Here is a 20,973-nt window from a genome sequence, read left to right as displayed (position 1 = left end):
TCGGTGCGCCGCCAGGGACTCGAACCCCGGACCCGCTGATTAAGAGTCAGCTGCTCTAACCAACTGAGCTAGCGGCGCCTGCTGACCTGCACAACTCTACCCGATGCCGACCGGTGCTCCGGACCGGCCGGGAGGCGGCCCGCGGGGCGTGCCCGGGGCCCGGGTACATCATTCGGACCGTCAACATGCGCACAGCGGGGTCAGTTGAGAAACTTACCGACATGTACCGATGTGCACCGCCGCGGACCACGTCACCGGGAGTGTGAGGGGAATCGCATGGAGGCTCCCGTGTTCGAGGACGTCGATCCCGCGCGCGACTGCGACTGCCCCGGCTGCCGCCACCGGCGCCGGGTGCCGCCGCGTTCCCCCGCCGGCCGCGCCCCGGCCCTTCCGGCCGCCCACCGCACGCTGATCGTGGCCACGGCCGCCGCCACCGGCGCCCTGGGCGCGGGTCAGGCCGCGGCGGCCCCGACCACCGTCCACGCCTCCCACCTGCCGGGCGTCCCCGCAGGTGAGGAGCCCGACACCCCGCAGGGCCCGCGGGCTCCGCTGCACGGCCCGACCGGTACGCCGGCGGTCCCCCCGGCCGGCGCCGAACCGGCCGCGATCACCCGTACGGAGATCATCGAACGGGCCAAGACCTGGGTCGCCGCGAAGGTGCCCTACAGCATGACCGCCTACTGGTCCGACGGTTACCGGCAGGACTGCTCGGGCTACGTCTCGATGGCCTGGAAGCTGCCCACGAACGAATGGACCGGGAGCCTCGGCACCTTCGCCGACCGCATCACCAAGGAAGAACTCCAGCCCGGCGACATCCTGCTCTTCCACAACGCGGCGGACCCGCAGAAAGGCTCCCACGTGGTGATCTTCGGCGGCTGGACGGACTCCACGCGCACCGCCTACACGGCCTACGAGCAGACCCCGCCGCACGCCCGGAAGCTCGCCACGCCCTACGCGTACTGGAGCAACTCGGCCAAGTACCTGCCCTACCGCTACAAGGGGGTCACGGCGAGCGCCGCGAGCGGGGCGCCGGCCGCCACCGCCTACCCGGGGGCGGCCGCCTTCGGTCCCGGCGCGAACAACGGGCACGTCACCGAGCTGGGCCGGATGCTCACGGCCCGTGGTGCCGGCCGCTTCTACACGTCCGGGCCCGGGCCCCGCTGGTCGGAGGCGGACCGCAGGGCGACCGAGGCGTTCCAGCTCGCCCAGGGCTGGCGGGGTGGGGACGCCGACGGGCTGCCCGGCCCGGGCACCTGGCGGCTGCTGACCTCCGGCGGGGGCAAGGACGTCGGAGCCCCGTCGGCCGGCCCCGCCTCGCACGGGGTGGCCGGCTATCCGGGCCGGGCGATGTTCCGCCCGGGCGCCGAGAACCCGTACGTCACCCGCCTCGGCAGGCAGCTGGTGGCCAAGGGGTTCGGCCGGCACTACACGACCGGACCGGGGCCGCGCTGGGGCGAGGCGGACCGGCGGGCAGTCGAGGCCTTCCAGCGCGTGCAGGGGTGGCGCGGTGGCGCGGCGGACGGCTACCCGGGCCCGGAGACCTGGCGGCGGCTCTTCTCCTGACCGTCCGCCCGCGGTGATCACCCGTTCATGACGCATCTGGCGCGGAGGCTGGAGCACGCATGAGTACGACCTCTTCCACGAACCCGGACATCAGGCCGCCGGCTCCCTCGGGGCCCTTGACCGCCGAAGGGACGCCCGCGGAGGCCGGCCCCCGGCCCGCCCGGCTCATCCACAACGAGGCCACCACCGAGATCCCCGTCCACCTGCTGTTCCGCGACGACCCCGATCCGGCGCCGGTGGCGCTGCCTCCCGCGGTGGTCGCCCGCCGGCAGGGCAGGGGGGAGCAGCCGAGGGCGCGCCGCCCCGTCGCCGCGCGGCCGAGCCCGGTGGCGAGCGTCGATCCGGAGCTGACGGAGCGTCCGGCCCGGGTGCTGCCCGGTGCGGCGGGCGTGGCCGCCGGGGTCTGCGGGGCGGCGGGCTGCGGGGTCACCACCTGGTGGGCGGGGGTCGTCCCGCCGCTCGCGGCGGAGGCGCTGGCGCTGCCGGCGTACGCGGGTGCCGGGCTCGGGCCCGCGCAGTGGGCGGCGTACGCGGCCGCCGGGGCGCTGGGGCTGTTCGGTTTCGGCGGGCTGGCCCGCGGCCGGACCGGACGGGCGTGGGTGCTCGGCCTGTTCGGCCGCTACCGGGGGACCGTCCGGCGCACCGGCCTGATGTGGGTCAACCCGCTGCTGCTGCGGCGCCGGGTCGACGTCCGGCTGCGGCACTGGCGCAGCGAGCCGATGCCCGCGGCCGACGGCAACGGGGTCGCCCTCAGGGTCGTGACGCTGGTGGTGTGGAAGGTGCGGGACACCGCGCGGGCCACGCTGGGCGTCGAGGACCACGAGACGTATCTGCGGGAGTGCGTCGAGGCGGCGCTGGCCAGGGTTCCGGTGGAGCCGCTCGGCACGGTCCGCGGGGCGGCCGACGTGGCGGGCGAGACGCTGACCCGGCTGGTGGCCGCGGACGCGGCGCCGGTCGGGCTGGAGGTCTTCTCGGTGCGGCCGGTCCGGGTGGAGTACGCCCCCGAGGTCGCCGCCGCGATGCACCGGCGCCGGATCGCGGCCCTGGACGCGGCGCAGCGGGCGAGCGTGCTCACCTCGGTCGTGGACTCGGTGGAGGACACGGTGACCCGGCTGACCGTGCGGGGACTGGTCGAGCTGGACGACTACGAGCGGAAGGCGCTGGTGAAGGACCTGACGGTGGCGTTCTGCGCCGGACGGGGGGACACGCGGTCCTGAAGAGGCCGGGAACCGGCTGTCGAGCGGGTTCCGCGATTGGTATGGACATGTTCAACTCGCGGTCATAATCTGGGACTTGGTCTAGACCTGCAAGGCTCACTGATCCTCCCCCACGTCACAGGAGCAGCAGTATGCGCACCAGGACCAAGTTGTACGCAGCCGCGGTGGGCATGGCGACCACCGGAGCCCTAGTGCTCTCGTCCGGCGGCGCCAGTGGCCACGGGTACACCGACCTGCCGGTCAGCCGGCAGAAGGTGTGCCAGAACGGCACCGTCAGCGGCTGCGGCTCCATCCAGTGGGAGCCGCAGAGCGTCGAGGGCCCCAAGGGGTTCCCGGCGGGCGGGCCGGCCGACGGCAAGATATGTTCCGCGGGCAACGGCCCCTTCGCCCCGCTCGACAGCTCCAAGCAACCCAACGGTCAGGCGTGGCCGGCCACGAAGGTGAACGGCGGGCAGAGCTACAGCTTCCGCTGGCAGTTCACCGCGCGGCACGCCACGACCGACTTCCGGTACTACGTCACCAAGCCGGGCTGGAACCAGAACCACAACCTGTCCCGGTCCGACCTCAACCTCACGCCGTTCTTCACGGTGCCCTACGGCGGCAAGCAGCCGCCGGCCACCCTCTCCCACAGCGGCACGCTGCCGTCCGGGCTGAGCGGGCGCCACGTGATCGTCGCGGTGTGGACGGTCGCCGACACGGCCAACGCGTTCTACGCGTGCTCGGACGTGACCTTCTGACCGAGCCGGTCCGGCACGACCCGGCAACGCGGAAGGCCCCCTCGCCTGGGCGAGGGGGCCTTCCTTCGGTGCGCCGCCAGGGACTCGAACCCCGGACCCGCTGATTAAGAGTCAGCTGCTCTAACCAACTGAGCTAGCGGCGCATGACTCCCGCCGTCCGCTTTCCGCGGTCGGCGACGACGAAAATACTACCTGGTCCCCGGGGGTGCTCCCGACCACCCCCCGGCCACCTCCCGGCCACCTCCCCGGGCTGCCCTTCGCGGCTAGATCGCCAGCGAGAGCAGCACCCCCGCGGCGTTGCGGTTCAGCTCGTCGGCGGCGCGGCGCAGCCGGTGGGCGTGCTCGACCGGGAGGGACAGCGCGAGGCAGCCCACGGCGGAACCGGCCGTGATCGGGACGGCCGCGCAGACCGTGCCCACCGCGTACTCCTGGAGGTCGAGGACCGGGACGGTGGGCGGCTGGGACTCCAGCCGGGACAGCAGCAGCTTGTCGCTGGTGATGGTGCGCGAGGTCAGCCGGGCCATCTTGTGCCGGGCCAGGTGGTCGCGGCGCCCGGCGTGGTCCAGCTGGGTGAGCAGGCTCTTGCCGACCGCGGTGGCGTGCGCCGAGACGCGGAAGTCCACCCACTCGTTCACCTTGGGCGTGGCCGGGCCGTCGGCGTACTGGGTGACGCTGACCTCGCCGTCCACGTAGCGGCTGATGTAGACGGCGGCGCCCACCGAGTCGCGCAGCCGGTCCAGGGTGCGCTGGAGCTGCTCGCGCACGGCCTCCTCGCGGCCGCGGGCGGCGCCCAGGCGGTCCAGGGCCTCTCCGGTGACGTACGAGCCGTCGGTGGTCTGCTCGACGTAGCTCTCGCGGCGCAGCATGCGCAGGAGGACGGCCAGCCGCTCCCGGTCGAGCCCGGTGTCGCGGGCGAGTTGGATGTCGGTGACTCCGGCGGTGTACCGCGCCACCGTCTCCAGGACGCGCAGGGCGTCCTGGGCCGAGTGGAGCGGCGCGGTCGGCTGGTGCTGCAGCGCCACGGTGGTCTCCCCCTGCGCTAGCTCGTTGGCCCCTGCCCCCCGATCCGGACAGTGGATCCCCTCCACGATAGCCGCCAAGAGGCCGGTAGGGACGGGGTGTTGGCCTATTTCCACCGTCCTCGACCAGCACACCGGCCCGCTGGCACATGCCAAGGGAATGCCCCAACGCCCCGACCTCGGGCGTTGGGGCGGGAGCGCTGTGGGGTCACAGCACCGCGCTGAGGAATTCCCGGGTCCGGTCGTGCTCCGGCTCGCTGAAGATCTTCTCCGGCGGGCCGGACTCGATGACCCGGCCGGAGTCGAACATCAGGACCTGGTCCGAGATGTCCCGGGCGAAGTTCATCTCGTGGGTCACGCAGAGCATGGTGATGTCGGTGCTGCGGGCGATGTCCCGCAGCAGGTCGAGGACGCCCGCGACCAGCTCCGGGTCGAGCGCGGAGGTCACCTCGTCGAGGAGGAGCACCTTGGGCCGCATCGCCAGCGCCCGGGCGATCGCCACCCGCTGCTGCTGGCCGCCGGAGAGCTGGGCCGGGCGCGCGTCGCACTTGTCGGCCAGGCCCACCATGTCGAGCAGGCCCTTGGCCCGCTCCACCGCCTCGTCCTTGGACAGGCCGAGGACCGTGACCGGAGCCTCGGTGATGTTGCGCAGCACGCTCATGTTCGGGAACAGGTTGAACTGCTGGAAGACCATCCCGATCTGCTTGCGGACCTCCCGCCGCTCCTTCTCGCTCGCCGGGAAGAGCTTCTGCCCGTCCACGGTGATCGTGCCCTCGTCGGGCTTGAGCAGCGTCATCAGCAGCCTGAGGATCGTCGTCTTGCCCGACCCGGAGGGGCCGATCAGGGTGACGTGCTTGCCGGCGTCGACGGAGAAGTCCAGGTGGTCCAGGACGGTGTTGTCCCCGAACCGCTTGGTCACCTGCTCCAGGCGTATCAGCTCGCCGGAGCTGCGCTCGGGGCTCTTCTCGGGATGGGGGAGGGTGTCAGTGGGCAAGGCGTCGCTCCAGGGCTCGCAGGGCAAGGGAGGCCAGGTAGGAGATGACGATGAAGGCCACGCCGATCACCGTCAGGGGCTCGGTGAACTGGAAGTTCTGCTGCGAGAACAGCCGCGCCTCGCCGAGCATCTCCAGCACCGTGATCGCCATCAGCAGCGGCGTGTCCTTCAGCATGGAGATCACGTAGTTGCCGAGGGCGGGGACCACCCGGCGGATCGCCTGCGGCAGGATCACGGCCGTCCAGGTCCGCCCCACCGGCAGGTTCAGCGCCGTCGCGGCCTCCCACTGGCCGACCGGCACCGCCTCGATGCCGGCCCGGTAGACCTGCATCGTGTACGTCGAGTAGTGCAGGCCGATGGCGATCACGCCGGTGGTGAGCGCCGAGGCGGTCACCCCCCACTCGGGCAGCACGTAGAAGAGGAAGAACAGCTGCACCAGCAGCGGGGTGTTCCGCACGAACTCGGTCACCACGCCGACCGGCCAGGTCACGAAGCGGCTCGGCACCCGCATCAGCAGGGCCCACACCAGGCCGAGGACGAAGGAGACCAGCGAGCCGAGGACCAGGATCTGCAGGGTGACCAGCAGCCCGTCCCAGAAGTGCGGCATGAAGTCGGAGACCGCGCTCCAGTCCCAGTTCATCGGACACCCCCGATCCCGGCCGGCTCGGCGGCGGCGGCCTTCCGCTCGGGTGCCGCCTTGCCGACGCCCGCCTTCAGCTTCTTCTCCAGACCGCGCATCACCCGGGTCAGCAGGAACGCGATCACGAAGTAGATCAGCAGGACGTACGTGTAGATCTCCGCGCTCTCCTGGAGCGCCAGGCGCACCAGGTTGCCGCTGAAGGCCAGGTCACCCATGCCCATGATCGACACCAGCGCGGTGCCCTTGAGCAGCTCGATCAGCAGGTTGGAGAAGGGCGGGATCATCTCCGGCACCGCCTGCGGCAGCAGGATCAGCCGCATCCGCTGCCAGGGCGTGAAGCTGAGCGCGATGCCGCCCTCCTTCTGCGCCGGGTCGACCGCGGCGAGCGCGCCGCGCACGATCTCGGAGCCGTACGCCCCGTAGGTCAGGCCCAGCGCCAGGGTCCCCGCCCACATCGGCACCAGCTGCCAGCCGAATGCCGGCGGCAGCACGAAGAAGACCCAGAAGATCATCACCAGCGCGGAGGTGCCGCGGAACACCTCGGTGTAGAAGCCCGCCAGGAAGCGGACGATCCACAGCCGGTGGGTGCGCCCGACGCCGACCACGAAGGAGACGGCCGTCGCCAGCAGCGAGCTGAAGAAGAGCAGCTGGACCGTGACCCAGACGCCCTGGAGTACCAGTTCCCACAGTCCGGATGTCATCCGCCGCACAGCTCCTTCGCGGTCAGATCCGTCATCTCGTCCTCGGTGAAACCGAAGGGCTTGAGGATGCGGAGCAGCTCGCCGCTCTTCTTGAGCTTCTGCAGCTCGACGTTGAAGGCGTCCCGCAGGTTGGTCTCGGTCGGGCGGAAGGCGAAACCACCGCCGTCGGTGTGCGGCTTCCCGTCGACGATCGGCTGGAAGGCCTGCGTCGCCTCGGTCTTCCCGGACTTCTTGACCACCTCGCGGACGGTCAGCGCCGTACCCGCGAACACGTCCACCCGCCCGGCCTCGACGGCGTTCAGGCCGGCGACCTGGTCGGGGACGATGAGGATGTCGCTCTCCTTGTACCCGGCCTCCACCGCGTAGGCGATCTCGGCGTAGCCGGTCCCGGTCGCGAACTTGGCCTTCTTCGCCACGACGTCCTTGTAGTCGTGCAGGTCCAGGGGGTTGCCCTTGCGCACGATGAAGGAGTCGAGCATCTGGTAGTCCGGGTCGGAGAAGATGACCTGCGCGCAGCGGTCCGGGTTGATGTACATCCCCGCCGCGACGACGTCGAACTGCTGCGACGCCAGCCCCGGGATGAGGGAGCCGAACTCCGTCGGCACGGGCTGCACCCGGTCCACCCCGAGCCGCTTGAAGATGACCTTCGCCAGTTCCGGCGCCTCGCCGGTCAGCTCACCGTTCCGGTCGATGTACCCGAAGGGGACCTCGCCCGCGATGCCGAGCCGGGCCACGCCCTGCGCCCTGAGCCGGTCGAGGAGGTCACCGCCCTCCACGTCGGAGGCGGTGGCCACCCGGGAGCAGCCGGCGGCTCCCAGTGCGCCGAGCGCCGCGACCCCCGCGAGCAGCGACCGGCGAGTGGGCCCGGCTGACCTGGACCGTGGGACGGATATACCCCATGGAGGGGTTCTGTGTGGTGGAGCCATGGGCGCGCAGCTACCCGAACCCGGCCGTCTTATGCCGATGTTTTTCGGTCCGGTACGACGGCAGGGCACCCTTGACCGGGGCCGCGCCGGGCACTGCCATGGAGGGCATGGCTGATCGCTACATCGAAGTCTCGCTGGTCACACGCGGAATCACGTGCACGGCCCAACTGCTCGACGACCGGGCCCCGCTCACCTGCGCGGCCGTCTGGAACGCGCTCCCCCTCGGCGGCGACGTGTACCACGCCAAATACGCGCGCAACGAGATCTACGCCCTCTTCCCGCCCTTCGCGGCATCCGAACCACCGCTGGAGAATCCGACCGTGACGCCCATTCCAGGCGATCTGTGCTATTTCGCCTTCGCGGGCGCCGAGCTGGGCACCAAGGCGTACGGCTACGACCGCGAGGTGCGGCCGGACACCACCCTCGTCGACCTCGCCCTCTTCTACGAGCGCAACAACCTGCTGCTCAACGGCGACGTCGGCTGGGTCCCCGGCACCGTCTGGGGCCGGATCACCGAGGGCCTGGACGCGATGGCCGAGGCCTGCAACGACCTCTGGCGCACGGGAGCGGCGGGGGAGACGCTCAGCTTCCGGCGGGCCTAGGCCCGCCCCGGCCTACCCCACCGCCGCGGACCCGGTACCCGTTCCGTACAGCGCGTGCGCGGCCCGCAGGACCAGGTCGTCCCGGTGGCGGGCCGCCACGAGCTGGAGGCCGATCGGCAGGCCGTCCCCGTCGCTGCCGACCGGCACGGTCGCCGCCGGCTGCTGGGTCAGGTTGAACGGGTGGGTGAAGGGCGTCCAGCCGGTCCACCGACGGTGCCCCGAGCCCTTGGGCACCTCGACGCCCGCCTCGAACGCCGTGATCGGCAGCGTCGGCGTGACCAGCAGGTCGTACGCCTCGTGGAACCGGCCCATCCGCCGGCCCAGCTCCATCCGGACGTCCACCGCGGCCAGGTACTCCAGCGCCGAGTACCGCGCACCCGCGCCGACGATCTCCCGCAGCCCCGGGTCGAGCACCTCCCGCTGCCCCGCCCGCAGGTGCTGCACCACGCGCGCCGCCCCGCTGAACCACAGCGTGTGGAAGGCCTCCACCGGGTCCGCGAAGTCCGGGTCCGCCTCCGTCACGTACGCGCCCAGCTCCGCCAGCCGCTCCACCCCGCGCCGCACCGCCGACGCCACCGCCGGGCGCACCGCCACCTGCCCGCCGAGCGTGGGCGAGTACGCCACCCGCAGGCCCCGCACCCCGCCCGCCAGGGCCTCGGAGTACGAGCCCGGCGCCGGGCCCAGCGCCGACCAGTCCCGGGCGTCCGGGACGCCGACGACGTCCAGCATCAGCGCCGCGTCCGCCGCGTCCCGTGTCATCGGACCCACGTGCGCGAGGGTGCCGAAGGCGCTCGCCGGATAGAGCGGCACCCGGCCGTACGTCGGTTTCAGGCCGAAGACGCCGCAGAAGGAGGCCGGGATGCGCACACTGCCCCCGCCGTCCGTGCCGAGCGCCAGCGGCCCCGCGCCCAGCGCCACGGCCGCCGCCGCGCCCCCGCTGGAACCGCCCGCGGTGCGCGCGGGGTCGTGCGGGTTGCGGGTGACACCCGACAGGGGCGAGTCGGTGACGCCCTTCCAGCCGTACTCGGGCGTCGTCGTCTTGCCCACGAACACGGCGCCGTGCTCGCGCAACCGGGCGACCGAGGGCGCGTCCTCGTCCCACGGCCCCTGCGGGGAGACGGCCCGGGAGCCGCGCAGCGTCGGGTGCCCGCGCATCAGCAGGATGTCCTTCACCGTCACCGGCACGCCGTCCAGCCGCCCGCACGGCTCCCCGCGCAGCCACCGCTCCTCGGACCGCCGGGCCGCGTCGAGCGCCTCCTCGCCGGTCAGCCGGACGAAGGCGTTGACGGCCGGCTGGATCCGCTCGGCCCGCTCCAGGACCGCCCGGGCCACCTCGACCGGGCTGAACCCGCCCCTGCGGTAACCGTCGAGGAGCTGGACCGCGGTCAGCTCGGTGAGGTCGGTCATGCACCCTCCGCTTCCAGGAACGTCAGTGTCCGGGCACGTATCCACGCTTCTTGTCGACCACGTTCGAAAGCGGCCCGCCGGCCGCCCAGCTCTCGAACAACTCCACGAACTGAGCCCCGAGTTCGTCCCGCCAGCCGACCGTGTCCCCGCTCATGTGCGGCGAGACGATCAGGTCGGGCACCTCCCAGAGCGGACTGTCGGCCGCCAGGGGCTCGTGGCTCAGCACGTCCAGGGCGGCGCCCGCGATCCAGCGCCCGGTCAGCGCCGCGGCCAGGTCGTCCTCGACGACCAGCTGGCCCCGGCCCACGTTCACGAACCGCGCGGAGGGCTGCATCACCCCGAACCGCCGGGCGTCGAACATGCCGCGGGTGTCGTCCGTGAGGGGCGCCGCCGCCACCACCCAGTCGGCGCGGGCCAGCAGCCGGTCCAGGTCCTGCGGTCCGTGGACGCCGGTGCGGGCGGTGCGGCCGACCACCGCGGTCGTCACGCCGAGCGCCTTGAGCGTGCGCGCGATCGCCCGGCCGATCGGCCCCGAGCCGACCACGCACGCCCGCGTCCCGGCCACCCGCAGCGACTCGCGGTGCCGCCAGGTCCGTTCGCCCTGCAACCGCAACGTCGTCGGCAGGTCCTTGGCCATCGCCAGGACGAGCGCGGCGACGTACTCGGCGATCGGCTGGTCGAAGACACCGCGCGCGTTGGTCACCACCGTGTCCGACGCGGCCAGTTCGGGGCACATCAGGTGGTCCACTCCCGCGCTCGCCGTGTGCACCCAGCGCGGACGCGGGCCGTCGCCCGGCCAGGCCCGGCGCACGGCGTGCGAGGCGAAGTCCCAGACCAGCAGCACGTCGGCGAACGGCAGCCGCGCGGCGAGGTGCGCCTCGTCGGTGTGCTCGATCCGGGCCCGGCCGGTCAGCCGGCCGAGCCGGGGGAGGGGCTCGGCGTCCAGGACGAGAAGGGTGGGCGTGCTCATCGGCAGGCGTGTCTCCGGGGCGTGCGCGCGGGGGCGCGGCGGGTGGTTTGCGAAGGAGTTAACCGGCTGTTGACCTGCGAGTGACGCGGGCGGATTGACCACGCTCGCACCGGAACCTACCTTCGTCAACACGGCCGTGCGTACGGTGCGTTGTCCTCCCCTCTCTCAGCGTGAGGTCGGTGCGTGCCATGGACATCTCCTTTCTCGGCGGACCGGCTCCGCAGCGCGGGGTCGGCGTGGTCGCCCCGTTCGACTTCGCGCTCGACCGCGAACTGTGGCGCTGGGTGCCCGACGACATCTCGCTGCACATGACGCGGACCCCCTTCGTGCCCGTCGAGGTCAGCCTGGACCTGGCCCGGCTGGTGAGCGAGCACGAGACGCTGGGCGAGGCGGTGCGCACCCTGAACGCCATAACCCCCGAGGTCGTCGCCTACGCCTGCACCTCGGGCAGCTTCGTCGGCGGCATGGCCGGCGAGCGCGCCATGTGCGAGGCGATGACCTGGGCGGGCGCGGTCCCGTCCGTGACCACCTCGGGCGCGTTACTGGACGCGCTGACCGAGCTGGGCGTGCGCCGGGTCGCGCTGGTGACGCCGTACACCGTGTCGGTGACCCGGGCGCTGGAGGAGTACGTCGCCGAGGCCGGTGTCACCGTCACCGGCCGCGCCTTCATGGGGCTGACCCGGCACATCTGGAAGGTCCCCTACCGCGACGTGGCCGCCATGGCCCGCCGGGCGGTGCCGCGCGCGGGGGCCGCGGACGCCCTGTTCATCTCCTGCACCAACCTGCCGACCTACGACGTCATCCCGCAGCTGGAGGCCGAGCTGCGCATCCCGGTGATCTCGGCCAACCAAGTGACGATGTGGGCGGCGCTGCGCCGGCTGGGTACCCGTGCCGTGGGGCCGTATCAGGCGCTGACCGACCCGTCGGCGCGCACCGGCCCCGTGGTGCCGGGGCCGGCCGGTCCCGCAGTGGCGGACATGCCGGGCGTCGGTGACGGCCCGGACACGGAACAGCAGCAGGAAGGGTGGACATGACAGCACTGGGATTCCTGTACCCGGGCCACTCCGGTGAGGAGGACTACCCACGCATCGAGCAGCTCCTGGGCAGCGACATCCGGGTGGACCTGGTGCACACGGACATCGGCGAGGACGCGCACCGGGTGGACGCGCTGCTGGAGATGGGCTCACCGCAGCGCCTGGAGGCGGGCGTGGCGGAGCTGCGGCTGGCCGGTGCCGACGCCGTGGTGTGGGCCTGCACCAGCGGGAGCTTCGTGCACGGCTGGGAGGGCGCCCACGAGCAGGTGCGCACCCTGGCCCGGGCGGCGGGCCTCCCGGCCTCCTCCACCTCCTTCGCCTTCGTGCACGCGGCGCGGGAGATCGGGGCGCGGCGGGTGGCGATCGGGGCGACCTACCCCGACGACGTGGCGCGGCTCTTCGCGGACTTCCTGAGCGCCGCCGGCATCGAGGCGGTCGACGTCGTCGGCTCGGGCGTCATCACGGCGGCGGAGGTCGGCACCTGGACGGAGGCCCAGGTGCTGGCCCTGGCCCGCGCCGCCGACCGCCCGGACGCGGAGGCGGTCCTCCTGCCGGACACCGCCCTGCACACGGCCGCGCACATCCCGGCCCTGGAGAAGGAGCTGGGCAAGCCGGTCCTCACGGCCAACCAGGTCACCGTCTGGGAGGGCCTGCGCCTGGCCGACCGCAGGGTCAACGCGCCGGAACTGGGCGCGCTGTTCACCCGGGAGCCGGTGGTCCAGGCCTGAGGCCGGGCCCGACCCCGGGGCAACGGAAGAAGCCCGGTCCCGCTGGAGCGGGACCGGGCTTCTCGTGGAGCGCTGGGCAGGCCTTGCACCTGCATTTCCCCACGGGAAGTGGGGCGTCTTTCCTTGGACCACCAACGCACTGCCGGTCTCCGGGATTTGACCCCCTGTGACCTTGCAGGATGATCGTACCGCAGCATCCGCGGACATGCACATCGAGGCTGTCGCGCGGGACGCCGAGCGCACCTCGTGCGGGATACCGAGTGCACCTCGCGTTCATCCCGCTGTACGACAGTTGTCAGCGTGAACGCGTCAGATCTCTTGTCAGCCCCTGGAGAGGCCCCTATATTCACGCCGAGAAAGCGCTTTCTCGCCTGCTGTGTTGACATGATCACGACAGGCTGTTCGTTCCGGCATGTGAAGGCGATAGGGGATACCGAGGATGAGACGAGCAGTCACCCTGCGACTCAACGCGGCGCTGGCCACCCTGGCCGTGGCCGCGGCGACCGGCGTGGTGCTGTCGATGCCCCAGGAGGCGTCGGCCGCCACCGGTGCGACCGGCTACGCCACGCAGAACGGCGGTACGACCGGCGGTGCGGGCGGGCAGACGGTCCGGGCCACCACCGGCACCGCGATCCACCAGGCCCTGTGCGGCCGGGCCAGCAGCAGCACCCCGATCGTCATCCAGGTCGAGGGGACCATCAACCACGGCAACACCGCGAAGGTCTCCGGCGGCAGTTGCAGTACCGCCGCCGGCGTGATCGAACTCAAGCAGATCAGCAACGTCACGATCGTCGGCGTGGGCAGCGGCGCGGTCTTCGACCAACTGGGCATCCACATCCGGGACTCCAGCAACATCATCATCCAGAACGTGACGGTCCGGAACGTCAAGAAGTCGGGCTCGCCCACCTCCAACGGCGGCGACGCCATCGGCATGGAGAGCGGTGTCCGCAACGTCTGGGTCGACCACACCACCCTGGAGGCCTCGGGCGGGGAGTCGGAGGGCTACGACGGCCTCTTCGACATGAAGGACGACACCAAGTACGTCACCCTGTCCTACAGCGTCCTGCGCAACTCCGGCCGCGGCGGCCTCATCGGCTCCAGCGAGAGCGACGTGTCGAACGGCTTCGTCACCTTCCACCACAACAAGTACGAGAACATCGACTCCCGCGCGCCCCTGCTGCGCGGCGGCATCGCCCACGTCTACAACAACCACTACGTGAGCCTCAACGAGTCGGGCATCAACTCCCGGGCGGGCGCCAAGGCCAAGGTCGACAACAACTACTTCGAGGACTCCAAGGACGTCCTCGGCACCTTCTACACCGACGCGGCCGGCTACTGGCAGGTCAGCGGCAACATCTTCGACAACGTGACCTGGTCCGCGCGGAGCGGGGACCACAACCCCGCCGGGCCGAACCCGCAGTCCAACACCAGCGTCAGCATCCCGTACGCCTACAGCCTGGACGCGGCCACCTGCGTGCCGAACGTGGTGAGCCAGACGGCGGGCGCGAACAAGGGCCTCAAGGTGTCGGACGGCAGCTGCACGCCGCAGAACCCGGACCCGACCCCGACCGACCCGGGACCCACCGACCCGGACCCGACCCCGACCGACCCCGACCCCACCGACCCGCCCACCGGGACCAACCTCAGCCTCGGGGCCGGCGCCGACGGCTCCTCCAAGGCCGCCGGGACCAGCTACGGCAACGTCCGTGACGGCAACGCGAGCACCTACTGGTCCCCGGCCGGCGCCACCGGCTCCGTCTCCGTGAAGTGGGGCTCCGCCACCACCGTCGCCAAGGCCGTCATCCGCGAGGCGGCGGGCTCCGAGGGCGGCATCCGCTCCTGGCGGATCATCAACCACGACACCGGCTCGGTCCTGGCCTCCGGCAGCGGAGCGGGCGTCAGCAGCTTCGCCGCGACCTCGCTGAAGAAGATCACCCTGGAGATCACCGCCTCCAGCGGCTCGCCCCGGGTCGCCGAGTTCGAGACCTACGCCGGCTAGCGCACGGCGCACGGCGGCCGTCCCACCCCGCGTCCGGTCCGGCACCCTTCGCCGGGCCGGACGCCTACTTGCACGGGGCGGGACAATGGACGGTGGCCCACTCCACCGGGGTGCCCCCGCCCGTGCGGGGAGGGCCGTCGTGACGTACGAGGAGGAGAAGACATGGCGGAGCCCACGCCGCGTCGGAACGAACCGCGGCTACGCCCCGCGCCCCTGCTCTTCGAGCCGGCGGAGGCGTCCGCCGACCCGGAGCACTTCTTCGACCTCGAGTCGATCGACGACCCCAGGGTCCTGCTGGAGCGGGCGACCGAACTGACCCAGGCGTTCCGCGCGGCGGCCGACCGGGCGATGGAGTACCAGGCGACGGCGGCGGCCCAGCTCGCCGATCCGCGCCGCTTCGACCGGCTGACGACCGCGGACATCGCCGAACGCGCCGAATGGACCGAGGACTACGCCAAGAAGATGGTGGAGTTCGGACGGGACCTGCTGCGCGGCGGCGACGCCCCCGACTAGCCGGGGCCCAGTCCCGCCGCATATGCCAAGCGGGTGAGCAAGATACTCCTCGCCCCTCCCTTCTGTCCCGGTTTCCCGCAACCCAGCGGAGTGGTCCCCTCACGCCCGGTAGATGTAGTCGGCATGAGCAGCGCACGCGACCTCACCCTCAACGCCACCCCCCACGCCTCGGACGTCACCGCCGACGGGGCCGCCTGGCTGGCCTCGACCGGCGCGTACCCGCGCGGCACGCTCGCGTTCTGGGAGGAGCGGCCCGCGGCCCCGGTCGTCCTGCCCTGCGGCTCCGTCTTCGACGTGGTGAGCGCCCCGGCGGTCTTCGGGCGCCGGATGCTGGACCGGATGTGGGACGAGGGCCCGGGATCCGGCCCGGTCGCGGAGTACCGGGGCCGGATGCTGCTGTTCACCGCGCCGGGTACGGCCCAGCGGCTGCCGTCGCTGCTGGAGTGGGAGGAGTGGAGCGCGCGGGGCCGCTCGGGTGGACGTACGGGCGCGGTGCCGCCGCTGCTGTGCCACGGCGCCGGGGACGCGGTGACCGTGCCGGCGCCGGTGGGCCCGCCCGCCCGTTCCGGCTCCCGCTGGCTGGTGGCTCCGGACACCCGGCAGCCGTGGCTGCCGGGTCCCGAGATCCTGCTCTGGGCGGCCGTGCGCGCCGCCCGCGCCGCGGTGCGGATTTCGATTTTTCCCTCCGCCGACCAGGGTGCTAAGGTCTACGACGTCAGCAGGCGCCGCTAGCTCAGTTGGTTAGAGCAGCTGACTCTTAATCAGCGGGTCCGGGGTTCGAGTCCCTGGCGGCGCACAGACAACGGGAAGGCCCCTCGCTCCGGCGAGGGGCCTTCCCGCATGTCCGGAGCCTCCCGGCTACCCCGGCGTGACCTGCACCGTCCACGCCCCCGACGCCGTCCGCCCCTCCACCTCCACCCGTACGCCGTCGCCCGGCACCGTGAAGCTCTCGCCGAGGCCCACCGGGGCGTCGGCCAGCGGTGGGTAGACCGAGTCCTCCCAGCAGGCCTCGGTGTCCGGATGGGCGTCGACCACCTGGATCGGCCCGCCCCCCGACTCCGCCCCGCTGCGCACCCGGTACACCAGCACCCCCGCCCGGCACGCGGCGACGTCGTTGCCGACCGGCCCCCGCACCTCGAAGGCGAGCGCGCTGTCCGCCCCGGTGCGGACCACCGCCAGCTTGGTGCCCCGGCCGAGACCGAAGCCGGGTGCCCCGGCGGCGCCCGCCACCGCCACGCCCGGACCCGCCGCCAGCGGCTCCAGCGTCAGCCGGGTCGGCCCGCTGCCCCGTACGCAGGCCACCTGCCGGGGCTCCAGCCAGCCCAGCTTCCACTTGTGCCAGCCGAAGAGGTCCGGCGCCAGTCCGAACTGGCTGCCCATGAGGTCCCAGTCGCCGACGTGGGTGTCCCAGTCGCCCTCGCCGTCGTCCGGCCGGTGGTACAGGTCGGGCAGGTCGAAGACGTGCCCCGTCTCGTGGGCCAGGACCAGCCGGTCCGGCGGGTGGTTCTCGAAGACCGTGACCATTCGCCGGACGTCGGTGCCGTCCGCCCGCATCGGGGTGTCCAGGTTGACGACCTTCGTGGCGTCGGAGTCCACGCCGGGCGCGTCCGGGTCGGCGACGAAGTAGACGATGTCGTAGCGGGAGAAGTCGACGTGCCGGTCGGCGACCGCCATCGCGTCGCGCAGGTAGGCGGCCCGGTGCCGCGGGTTCCAGTCGCGTTGTATGGCGTACGCCGTCGACGGGCGCGGCATCGGGATCCAGTCGCCCAGCAGATGCGGCCGCAGCGTGAACCTGCCGTAGGAGGCGTGCTGGAAGAAGCGGGTGGTGGCCGGGAAGTGGTCGGCGGCCAGTTCGGCCGGCGCCGTCAGCGGCTGGGAGTCGGGGAAGGACAGGAACACCATCACCGCGTCCAGTGCGCGGGCCGGCCGCGGATAGGCGGTGTTCCAGGTGTCCAGGCCCTCGGAGTGGTGCACCTCCGTGCGCTGGAGCGCGCAGGGCTCCGGCGAGAAGGGCTCGGCGACCGAGGGGGCCGTGATCAGGGACGTCGCGGCGAGCGCCGACATCGTCGTGCAGACCGCCGCCGTACTGCGCAGCCGGGACCGGGGCCCCGCCGCCCGGCGGCCCGCGCCGAGCGCCTCGAGGGCCTCCCGGGGAAGTCGCCTCAGGGGGAGCTGGCGCGGCACATGAACCTCCGGGCGCGGTCGACGGGACACCGCACCCAGCTTGTGCATGATTGTCCTACTACGACCTGTTCGCCTGCACCGGATGGGTGAGCCGCCCGGAAATCTGCCGGAAGTCGTCGGACCGACACCCCCGAGTCACTTACAGAACGTCACAACTGGTCGGAGGCATAAAGAACCCGTCCAGGTGTGAGCAGAAACGATCTGGCAGGGGGGTCGGGCGGTCGGGAAGGTGGGGCGGCGGCTGGAAGGGCCCCGTGGCAGCCTCTATGATCGGCACACTTTCCTGCACGAACAGAGCACGAACAGAGATCGAGGCACTGCGGGAGCGAGCGGTGAACGGAACCTCCGAAGGGCCGGCGCCCGTGGCAGACCTCGGCCGGTCGGTCGTCACAGAGAGTGATGAAGGCCTGTCTCCTCGTACGCCGGGCGCGAAGACGGAGCCGGCGGCCTACCGCTCGGCGTTCTCGGCGGCGCCCCTGGCCATGGCCGTTGTCGACGCCGAGGGCCTGGTCGTCAGCGCCAACGACACGCTGGGCGCCCTGCTCGGTACTGATCCGGCCGCGCTGGCCGGCCGTGCGGCGGCCGACCTCGTCGATCTCGCCTGCGACGCCGGTACCTGGCACGCGTACCGCGAGGTGTTGCGCGGGCACCGGCCCCGGCTGCGCTGCACCCGGCGCCTGAAAGGGGCCGACGGACGCTCGCTCTGGGCGCAGGTGACGGTCGAACCGCTGGCCGACTCCGGCGACGCGCCGGGCCTGCTGCTGTCGGTCGCCGACATCAGTGCCCGGCGCGAGCTCCAGGAACGGCTGCGCCACCTCCAGATGCACGACCCGGTGACCCGGCTGCCCAACCGCGCCCTGTTCTTCGAGCGTCTGACGGCCGCGCTGGAGGCCGAGTCCTACGAACACGGCGGCACCGGCCGGATCGGCGTGTGCTACCTGGACCTGGACGGCTTCAAGGCCGTCAACGACACGCTCGGCCACCGCGTCGGCGACCGGCTGCTGGCCGCCGTCGCCGAACGCCTCACCCGCTGCGCCGAGGAGGCCGCGCACGCCCGTTCCGGCGCCCCGCTGGTGGCCCGGCTCGGCGGTGACGAGTTCGCCCTGCTCGTGGAGGACTCCACGGGAACCGACCAGCTCGCCGACCTGGCCGAGTCGGTCCTCGCGGCCCTCCAGGCGCCCTTCGAGGTCTCCGACCGGCGGCTCTCGGTCACCGCGTCCGTCGGCGTCGTCGAACGCCACACGGCCGGCACCACGCCCACCGCCCTGATGCAGGCCGCCGACACGACCCTGTACTGGGCGAAGGCCGACGGCCGGGCCCGCTGGACGCTCTTCGACCCCGAGCGCAACGCCAGCCGCATGACCCGCCAGGCCCTCGCCGCGACCCTCCGCCCCGCCATCGAACGAGGCGAGTTCGCCCTGGAGTACCAGCCGCTGGTCGGCATGGAGGACGGCCGGGTGCGGGGCGTCGAGGCGCTCATCCGCTGGAATCATCCTCAGTTCGGCGTACTGGCGCCGAATCGGTTCATCGCACTGGCGGAGGAGGACGGTTCGATCGTTCCCCTCGGCCGCTGGATCCTGCGTACCGCCTGCCACCAGGCCCGCCGCTGGCAGCTGGCCCACCCGGACGACCCGCCGATCTTCGTCAGCGTCAACGTCGCGGTCCGCCAGGTCTGGGACTCCGACCTGGTGGCGGACGTCGCGGCGACCCTGGAGGAGACGGGCCTGGCTCCCCACCTGCTCCAGCTGGAGCTGACCGAGTCCGCGGTGATGGGGTCGGCGGGCCGCCCCCTCCAGGCCCTCAAGGCGCTCAGCGACATGGGCGTCCACATCGCCATCGACGACTTCGGCACCGGGTACTCCAACCTCGCCTACCTCAGCCGGCTGCCGGTGTCCGTCCTGAAACTGGACGGCGCCTTCGTGCGCGGCTTCCAGTACGACGGGGCCGAGGGTGCCGGGGTACCGGGCGCCGGCGTGGACGCGACCGCGGCCAACCCGGCCGACGAGGTCATCGTCGAGGCGATGGTCCAGCTCGCCCACCGGCTCGGTCTCACCGTCACCGCCGAGTGCGTGGAGACCTCCGACCAGGCGACCCGCCTGCGCCGCATCGGCTGCGACACCGGTCAGGGGTGGCTGTACTCCCGACCGGTGGCGCCGGATCGTATCTCCGCGCTGCTGGGCTCCGCCGGGCCCGGGGCGGCCGGGGTTCAGGCCGGCGTCGGCAAACCGTAGGCGTCGGCGATCAGCTCGTAGGAGCGCAGGCGCACGTCGCCGCCGTGGGCGTTGGCGGTCAGCATCAGCTCGTCGGCGCCGGTGCGCTTGTGCAGGTCGTCCAGGCCGGCACGGACCTCGTCGGCGGTCCCGTGGATGACGTTGGCGTTCCAGGACCGCACGAACTCCTCCTCCATCGGGCTGAAGTCGTACGCCTCCGCCTCCTCGGGCGTCGGCACGAGTCCGGGGCGGCCGGTGCGCAGGCGGACCATGTTCAGCGCGGCGGCCAGCACCTGCCGGCGGGCCTCCTTCTCGTCGTCGGTCGCGAGCGCGGAGACGCCGATGAGGGCGTAGGGCGCGTCGAGGACCGCGGACGGCCGGAAGGACTCGCGGTACAGGTCCAGCGCCGGGACGGTGTTCTGCGCGGAGAAGTGGTGGGCGAAGGCGAACGGCAGCCCGAGGGTGCCGGCCAGCCGGGCACTGAAGCCGGAGGAGCCGAGCAGCCAGACCGGCGGCCGGTGCGCCGACTGCACGCCCCCGGGCGACGTGGCCTGCACGGGGCCCGGCACGGCGTGGATACGGCGGTAGGGGTGCCCGTCCGGGAAGTCGTCGTCCAGGAACCGGATCAGCTCGGCGAGCTGCTGCGGGAAGTCGTCGGCGCCCTCGTTCAGCCGGTCGGTGCGGCGCAGGGCGGCGGCGGTGGCCCCGTCGGTGCCGGGGGCGCGGCCGAGCCCGAGGTCGACGCGGCCCGGGGCCATCGCCTCCAGCGTCCCGAACTGCTCCGCGATGACGAGAGGCGCGTGGTTCGGCAGCATGACGCCGCCCGAGCCGAGGCGGATGCGGTCGGTGTGGGCCGCGAGGTGGGCGAGGATCACCGCGGGGGAGGAGGAGGCGACGCCGGGCATCGAGTGGTGCTCGGCGACCCAGTACCGGTGGAAGCCGCGGTGCTCCGCGAGGCGCGCGATGTCCACGCTGGTGCGCAGGGCGTCGGTGGCGGTGCGGCCGGCGCCGACGGTCACCAGGTCCAGTACGGAGAGGGGGACGGGTGCGGTGCCGTGGGCGGTGCCCCGGATCTCCTCTGCGGCGTCTGCGGCCATGGTGAGGTGCCTCCTGTGTGGTGTGACGACGTTCGCGGTGCGCTCCGCGACTTAACAGGAGGGGGTCTCCGGTTATTCCCCGGCGCGGGTCCGGAGGGTGCGGAGGAAGGCGGTGAAGACGGGGGCGGGGAAGGTGAGCACGGCTCGGGCGGGTGCCTTGGAGTCGCGGACGGCGGTGCGGGGGTGGCTGGGGGCGACCTCTACGCAGGCGTTGCCGTCGCCGCTGCCGGAGTAGGACGACTTCTTCCATGCGCCGCGTGTCATCGGGGTCACAGCTCCTTCGCCAACCGGTGGACGAACTCACGGGATCGTTCGGGCTCGAAGGCCACTTCTTCTACGGCGCGGGTCCGGAGGGTGCGGAGGAAGGCGGTGAAGACGGGGGCGGGGAAGGTGAGCACGGCTCGGGCGGGTGCCTTGGAGTCGCGGACGGCG

At 72.5% G+C, this 20,973-nt stretch carries 21 protein-coding genes and 3 tRNA genes; 11 read left to right on the top strand and 13 right to left on the bottom strand.

Annotated features, from left to right (window positions below; translation table 11 throughout):
• Window positions 1–4 precede the first annotated feature (4 nt).
• Window positions 5–78, bottom strand: a tRNA-Lys gene (locus tag ACGF5T_RS14275).
• Window positions 79–276: 198 nt separating this feature from the next.
• On the opposite strand from ACGF5T_RS14275, the gene ACGF5T_RS14270 reads away from it, so the two are divergent.
• From ACGF5T_RS14270 to ACGF5T_RS14260, 3 genes are all read left to right on the top strand, one after another.
• Window positions 277–1,563 (top strand): peptidoglycan-binding protein, encoded by a 1,287-nt coding sequence (locus ACGF5T_RS14270; RefSeq protein ID WP_361010958.1) that lies wholly within the window; start codon window positions 277–279, stop codon window positions 1,561–1,563.
• 59 nt (window positions 1,564–1,622) lie between these two features.
• On the top strand, window positions 1,623–2,780 hold the full coding sequence (locus ACGF5T_RS14265; protein WP_366767260.1) for an SPFH domain-containing protein: 1,158 nt from the start codon (window positions 1,623–1,625) through the stop codon (window positions 2,778–2,780).
• 131 nt (window positions 2,781–2,911) lie between these two features.
• Window positions 2,912–3,517 carry a lytic polysaccharide monooxygenase gene (locus ACGF5T_RS14260; RefSeq protein WP_356603773.1) on the top strand — a complete coding sequence of 202 codons (606 nt, stop codon included), beginning with the start codon at window positions 2,912–2,914 and terminating at the stop codon, window positions 3,515–3,517.
• 69 nt (window positions 3,518–3,586) lie between these two features.
• On the opposite strand, the gene ACGF5T_RS14255 is transcribed toward ACGF5T_RS14260, so the two are convergent.
• The 6 genes from ACGF5T_RS14255 to ehuB form a co-directional block, all read right to left on the bottom strand.
• A tRNA-Lys gene (locus ACGF5T_RS14255) sits at window positions 3,587–3,660 on the bottom strand.
• A gap of 120 nt (window positions 3,661–3,780) precedes the next feature.
• Window positions 3,781–4,539, bottom strand: a complete 759-nt coding sequence (locus ACGF5T_RS14250) for an IclR family transcriptional regulator C-terminal domain-containing protein (RefSeq protein WP_356603771.1) — start codon at window positions 4,537–4,539, stop codon at window positions 3,781–3,783.
• 205 nt (window positions 4,540–4,744) lie between these two features.
• Window positions 4,745–5,530 carry an ectoine/hydroxyectoine ABC transporter ATP-binding protein EhuA gene (gene ehuA, locus ACGF5T_RS14245; RefSeq protein WP_361010951.1) on the bottom strand — a complete coding sequence of 262 codons (786 nt, stop codon included), beginning with the start codon at window positions 5,528–5,530 and terminating at the stop codon, window positions 4,745–4,747.
• Window positions 5,520–6,170: an ectoine/hydroxyectoine ABC transporter permease subunit EhuD gene (ehuD, locus tag ACGF5T_RS14240; protein ID WP_356603767.1), complete on the bottom strand. Its 651-nt coding sequence runs from the start codon at window positions 6,168–6,170 to the stop codon at window positions 5,520–5,522. Before ehuD ends, ehuA begins: the two co-directional genes overlap by 11 nt.
• Window positions 6,167–6,871 carry an ectoine/hydroxyectoine ABC transporter permease subunit EhuC gene (gene ehuC, locus ACGF5T_RS14235; protein WP_356603765.1) on the bottom strand — a complete coding sequence of 235 codons (705 nt, stop codon included), beginning with the start codon at window positions 6,869–6,871 and terminating at the stop codon, window positions 6,167–6,169. The genes ehuD and ehuC overlap by 4 nt, the downstream gene beginning before the upstream one ends.
• On the bottom strand, window positions 6,868–7,797 hold the full coding sequence (gene ehuB / locus ACGF5T_RS14230) for an ectoine/hydroxyectoine ABC transporter substrate-binding protein EhuB (protein ID WP_356603763.1): 930 nt from the start codon (window positions 7,795–7,797) through the stop codon (window positions 6,868–6,870). Before ehuB ends, ehuC begins: the two co-directional genes overlap by 4 nt.
• Before the next feature lie 107 nt (window positions 7,798–7,904).
• Between ehuB and ACGF5T_RS14225 the strand changes: the two genes are divergently transcribed.
• Entirely contained in the window at window positions 7,905–8,399 is a 495-nt protein-coding gene (locus ACGF5T_RS14225) for a DUF3830 family protein (protein WP_361010947.1), read from the top strand.
• Window positions 8,400–8,411: 12 nt separating this feature from the next.
• Here the strand turns inward: ACGF5T_RS14225 and ACGF5T_RS14220 are convergent, their stop codons facing one another.
• Together ACGF5T_RS14220 and ACGF5T_RS14215 are read right to left on the bottom strand one after the other, a co-directional pair.
• Window positions 8,412–9,806 (bottom strand): amidase, encoded by a 1,395-nt coding sequence (locus tag ACGF5T_RS14220; protein ID WP_356603759.1) that lies wholly within the window; start codon window positions 9,804–9,806, stop codon window positions 8,412–8,414.
• A 22-nt stretch (window positions 9,807–9,828) separates the two neighbouring features.
• Window positions 9,829–10,776, bottom strand: coding sequence for a D-2-hydroxyacid dehydrogenase (locus ACGF5T_RS14215; RefSeq protein WP_366767261.1), 948 nt, complete (start codon window positions 10,774–10,776; stop codon window positions 9,829–9,831).
• 188 nt (window positions 10,777–10,964) lie between these two features.
• On the opposite strand from ACGF5T_RS14215, the gene ACGF5T_RS14210 reads away from it, so the two are divergent.
• From ACGF5T_RS14210 to ACGF5T_RS14185, 6 genes are all read left to right on the top strand, one after another.
• The gene (locus ACGF5T_RS14210; protein ID WP_361010941.1) at window positions 10,965–11,810 is read left to right on the top strand and encodes an aspartate/glutamate racemase family protein; all 846 of its coding nucleotides are present in this window, start codon (window positions 10,965–10,967) and stop codon (window positions 11,808–11,810) included.
• Window positions 11,807–12,538, top strand: coding sequence for an aspartate/glutamate racemase family protein (locus tag ACGF5T_RS14205; protein ID WP_356603753.1), 732 nt, complete (start codon window positions 11,807–11,809; stop codon window positions 12,536–12,538). Before ACGF5T_RS14210 ends, ACGF5T_RS14205 begins: the two co-directional genes overlap by 4 nt.
• Window positions 12,539–12,977: 439 nt before the next feature.
• Window positions 12,978–14,537 (top strand): pectate lyase, encoded by a 1,560-nt coding sequence (locus ACGF5T_RS14200; RefSeq protein WP_366767262.1) that lies wholly within the window; start codon window positions 12,978–12,980, stop codon window positions 14,535–14,537.
• 162 nt (window positions 14,538–14,699) lie between these two features.
• A complete protein-coding gene (locus ACGF5T_RS14195) occupies window positions 14,700–15,050 on the top strand; it encodes a hypothetical protein (RefSeq protein ID WP_356603750.1) in 351 nt (116 codons plus the stop codon).
• A gap of 123 nt (window positions 15,051–15,173) precedes the next feature.
• Window positions 15,174–15,782: a bifunctional DNA primase/polymerase gene (locus ACGF5T_RS14190; RefSeq protein ID WP_361010933.1), complete on the top strand. Its 609-nt coding sequence runs from the start codon at window positions 15,174–15,176 to the stop codon at window positions 15,780–15,782.
• Window positions 15,773–15,846 (top strand) — tRNA-Lys (locus ACGF5T_RS14185). The genes ACGF5T_RS14190 and ACGF5T_RS14185 overlap by 10 nt, the downstream gene beginning before the upstream one ends.
• Before the next feature lie 62 nt (window positions 15,847–15,908).
• Here ACGF5T_RS14185 and ACGF5T_RS14180 read toward each other — a convergent pair.
• Window positions 15,909–17,282 carry a M6 family metalloprotease domain-containing protein gene (locus tag ACGF5T_RS14180; protein ID WP_366767263.1) on the bottom strand — a complete coding sequence of 458 codons (1,374 nt, stop codon included), beginning with the start codon at window positions 17,280–17,282 and terminating at the stop codon, window positions 15,909–15,911.
• A 284-nt stretch (window positions 17,283–17,566) separates the two neighbouring features.
• Between ACGF5T_RS14180 and ACGF5T_RS14175 the strand changes: the two genes are divergently transcribed.
• Window positions 17,567–19,465 carry an EAL domain-containing protein gene (locus ACGF5T_RS14175; RefSeq protein ID WP_356603744.1) on the top strand — a complete coding sequence of 633 codons (1,899 nt, stop codon included), beginning with the start codon at window positions 17,567–17,569 and terminating at the stop codon, window positions 19,463–19,465.
• Here ACGF5T_RS14175 and ACGF5T_RS14170 read toward each other — a convergent pair.
• The 3 genes from ACGF5T_RS14170 to ACGF5T_RS14160 all read right to left on the bottom strand — a co-directional run.
• Window positions 19,441–20,541 (bottom strand): LLM class flavin-dependent oxidoreductase, encoded by a 1,101-nt coding sequence (locus ACGF5T_RS14170; RefSeq protein WP_361010926.1) that lies wholly within the window; start codon window positions 20,539–20,541, stop codon window positions 19,441–19,443. The two genes, ACGF5T_RS14175 and ACGF5T_RS14170, sit on opposite strands and share 25 nt — an antisense overlap.
• Before the next feature lie 72 nt (window positions 20,542–20,613).
• The gene (locus ACGF5T_RS14165) at window positions 20,614–20,805 is read right to left on the bottom strand and encodes a DUF397 domain-containing protein (protein WP_366767264.1); all 192 of its coding nucleotides are present in this window, start codon (window positions 20,803–20,805) and stop codon (window positions 20,614–20,616) included.
• 5 nt (window positions 20,806–20,810) lie between these two features.
• The coding region (locus tag ACGF5T_RS14160; RefSeq protein ID WP_392888048.1) for a DUF397 domain-containing protein at window positions 20,811–20,973 on the bottom strand (163 nt) is incomplete at its 5' end.

The sequence above is a fragment of the Streptomyces sp. NPDC047853 genome (assembly GCF_043204535.1).
GTDB lineage: Bacteria > Actinomycetota > Actinomycetes > Streptomycetales > Streptomycetaceae > Streptomyces.
This window is presented reverse-complemented; position numbering and strand designations above follow the sequence as displayed.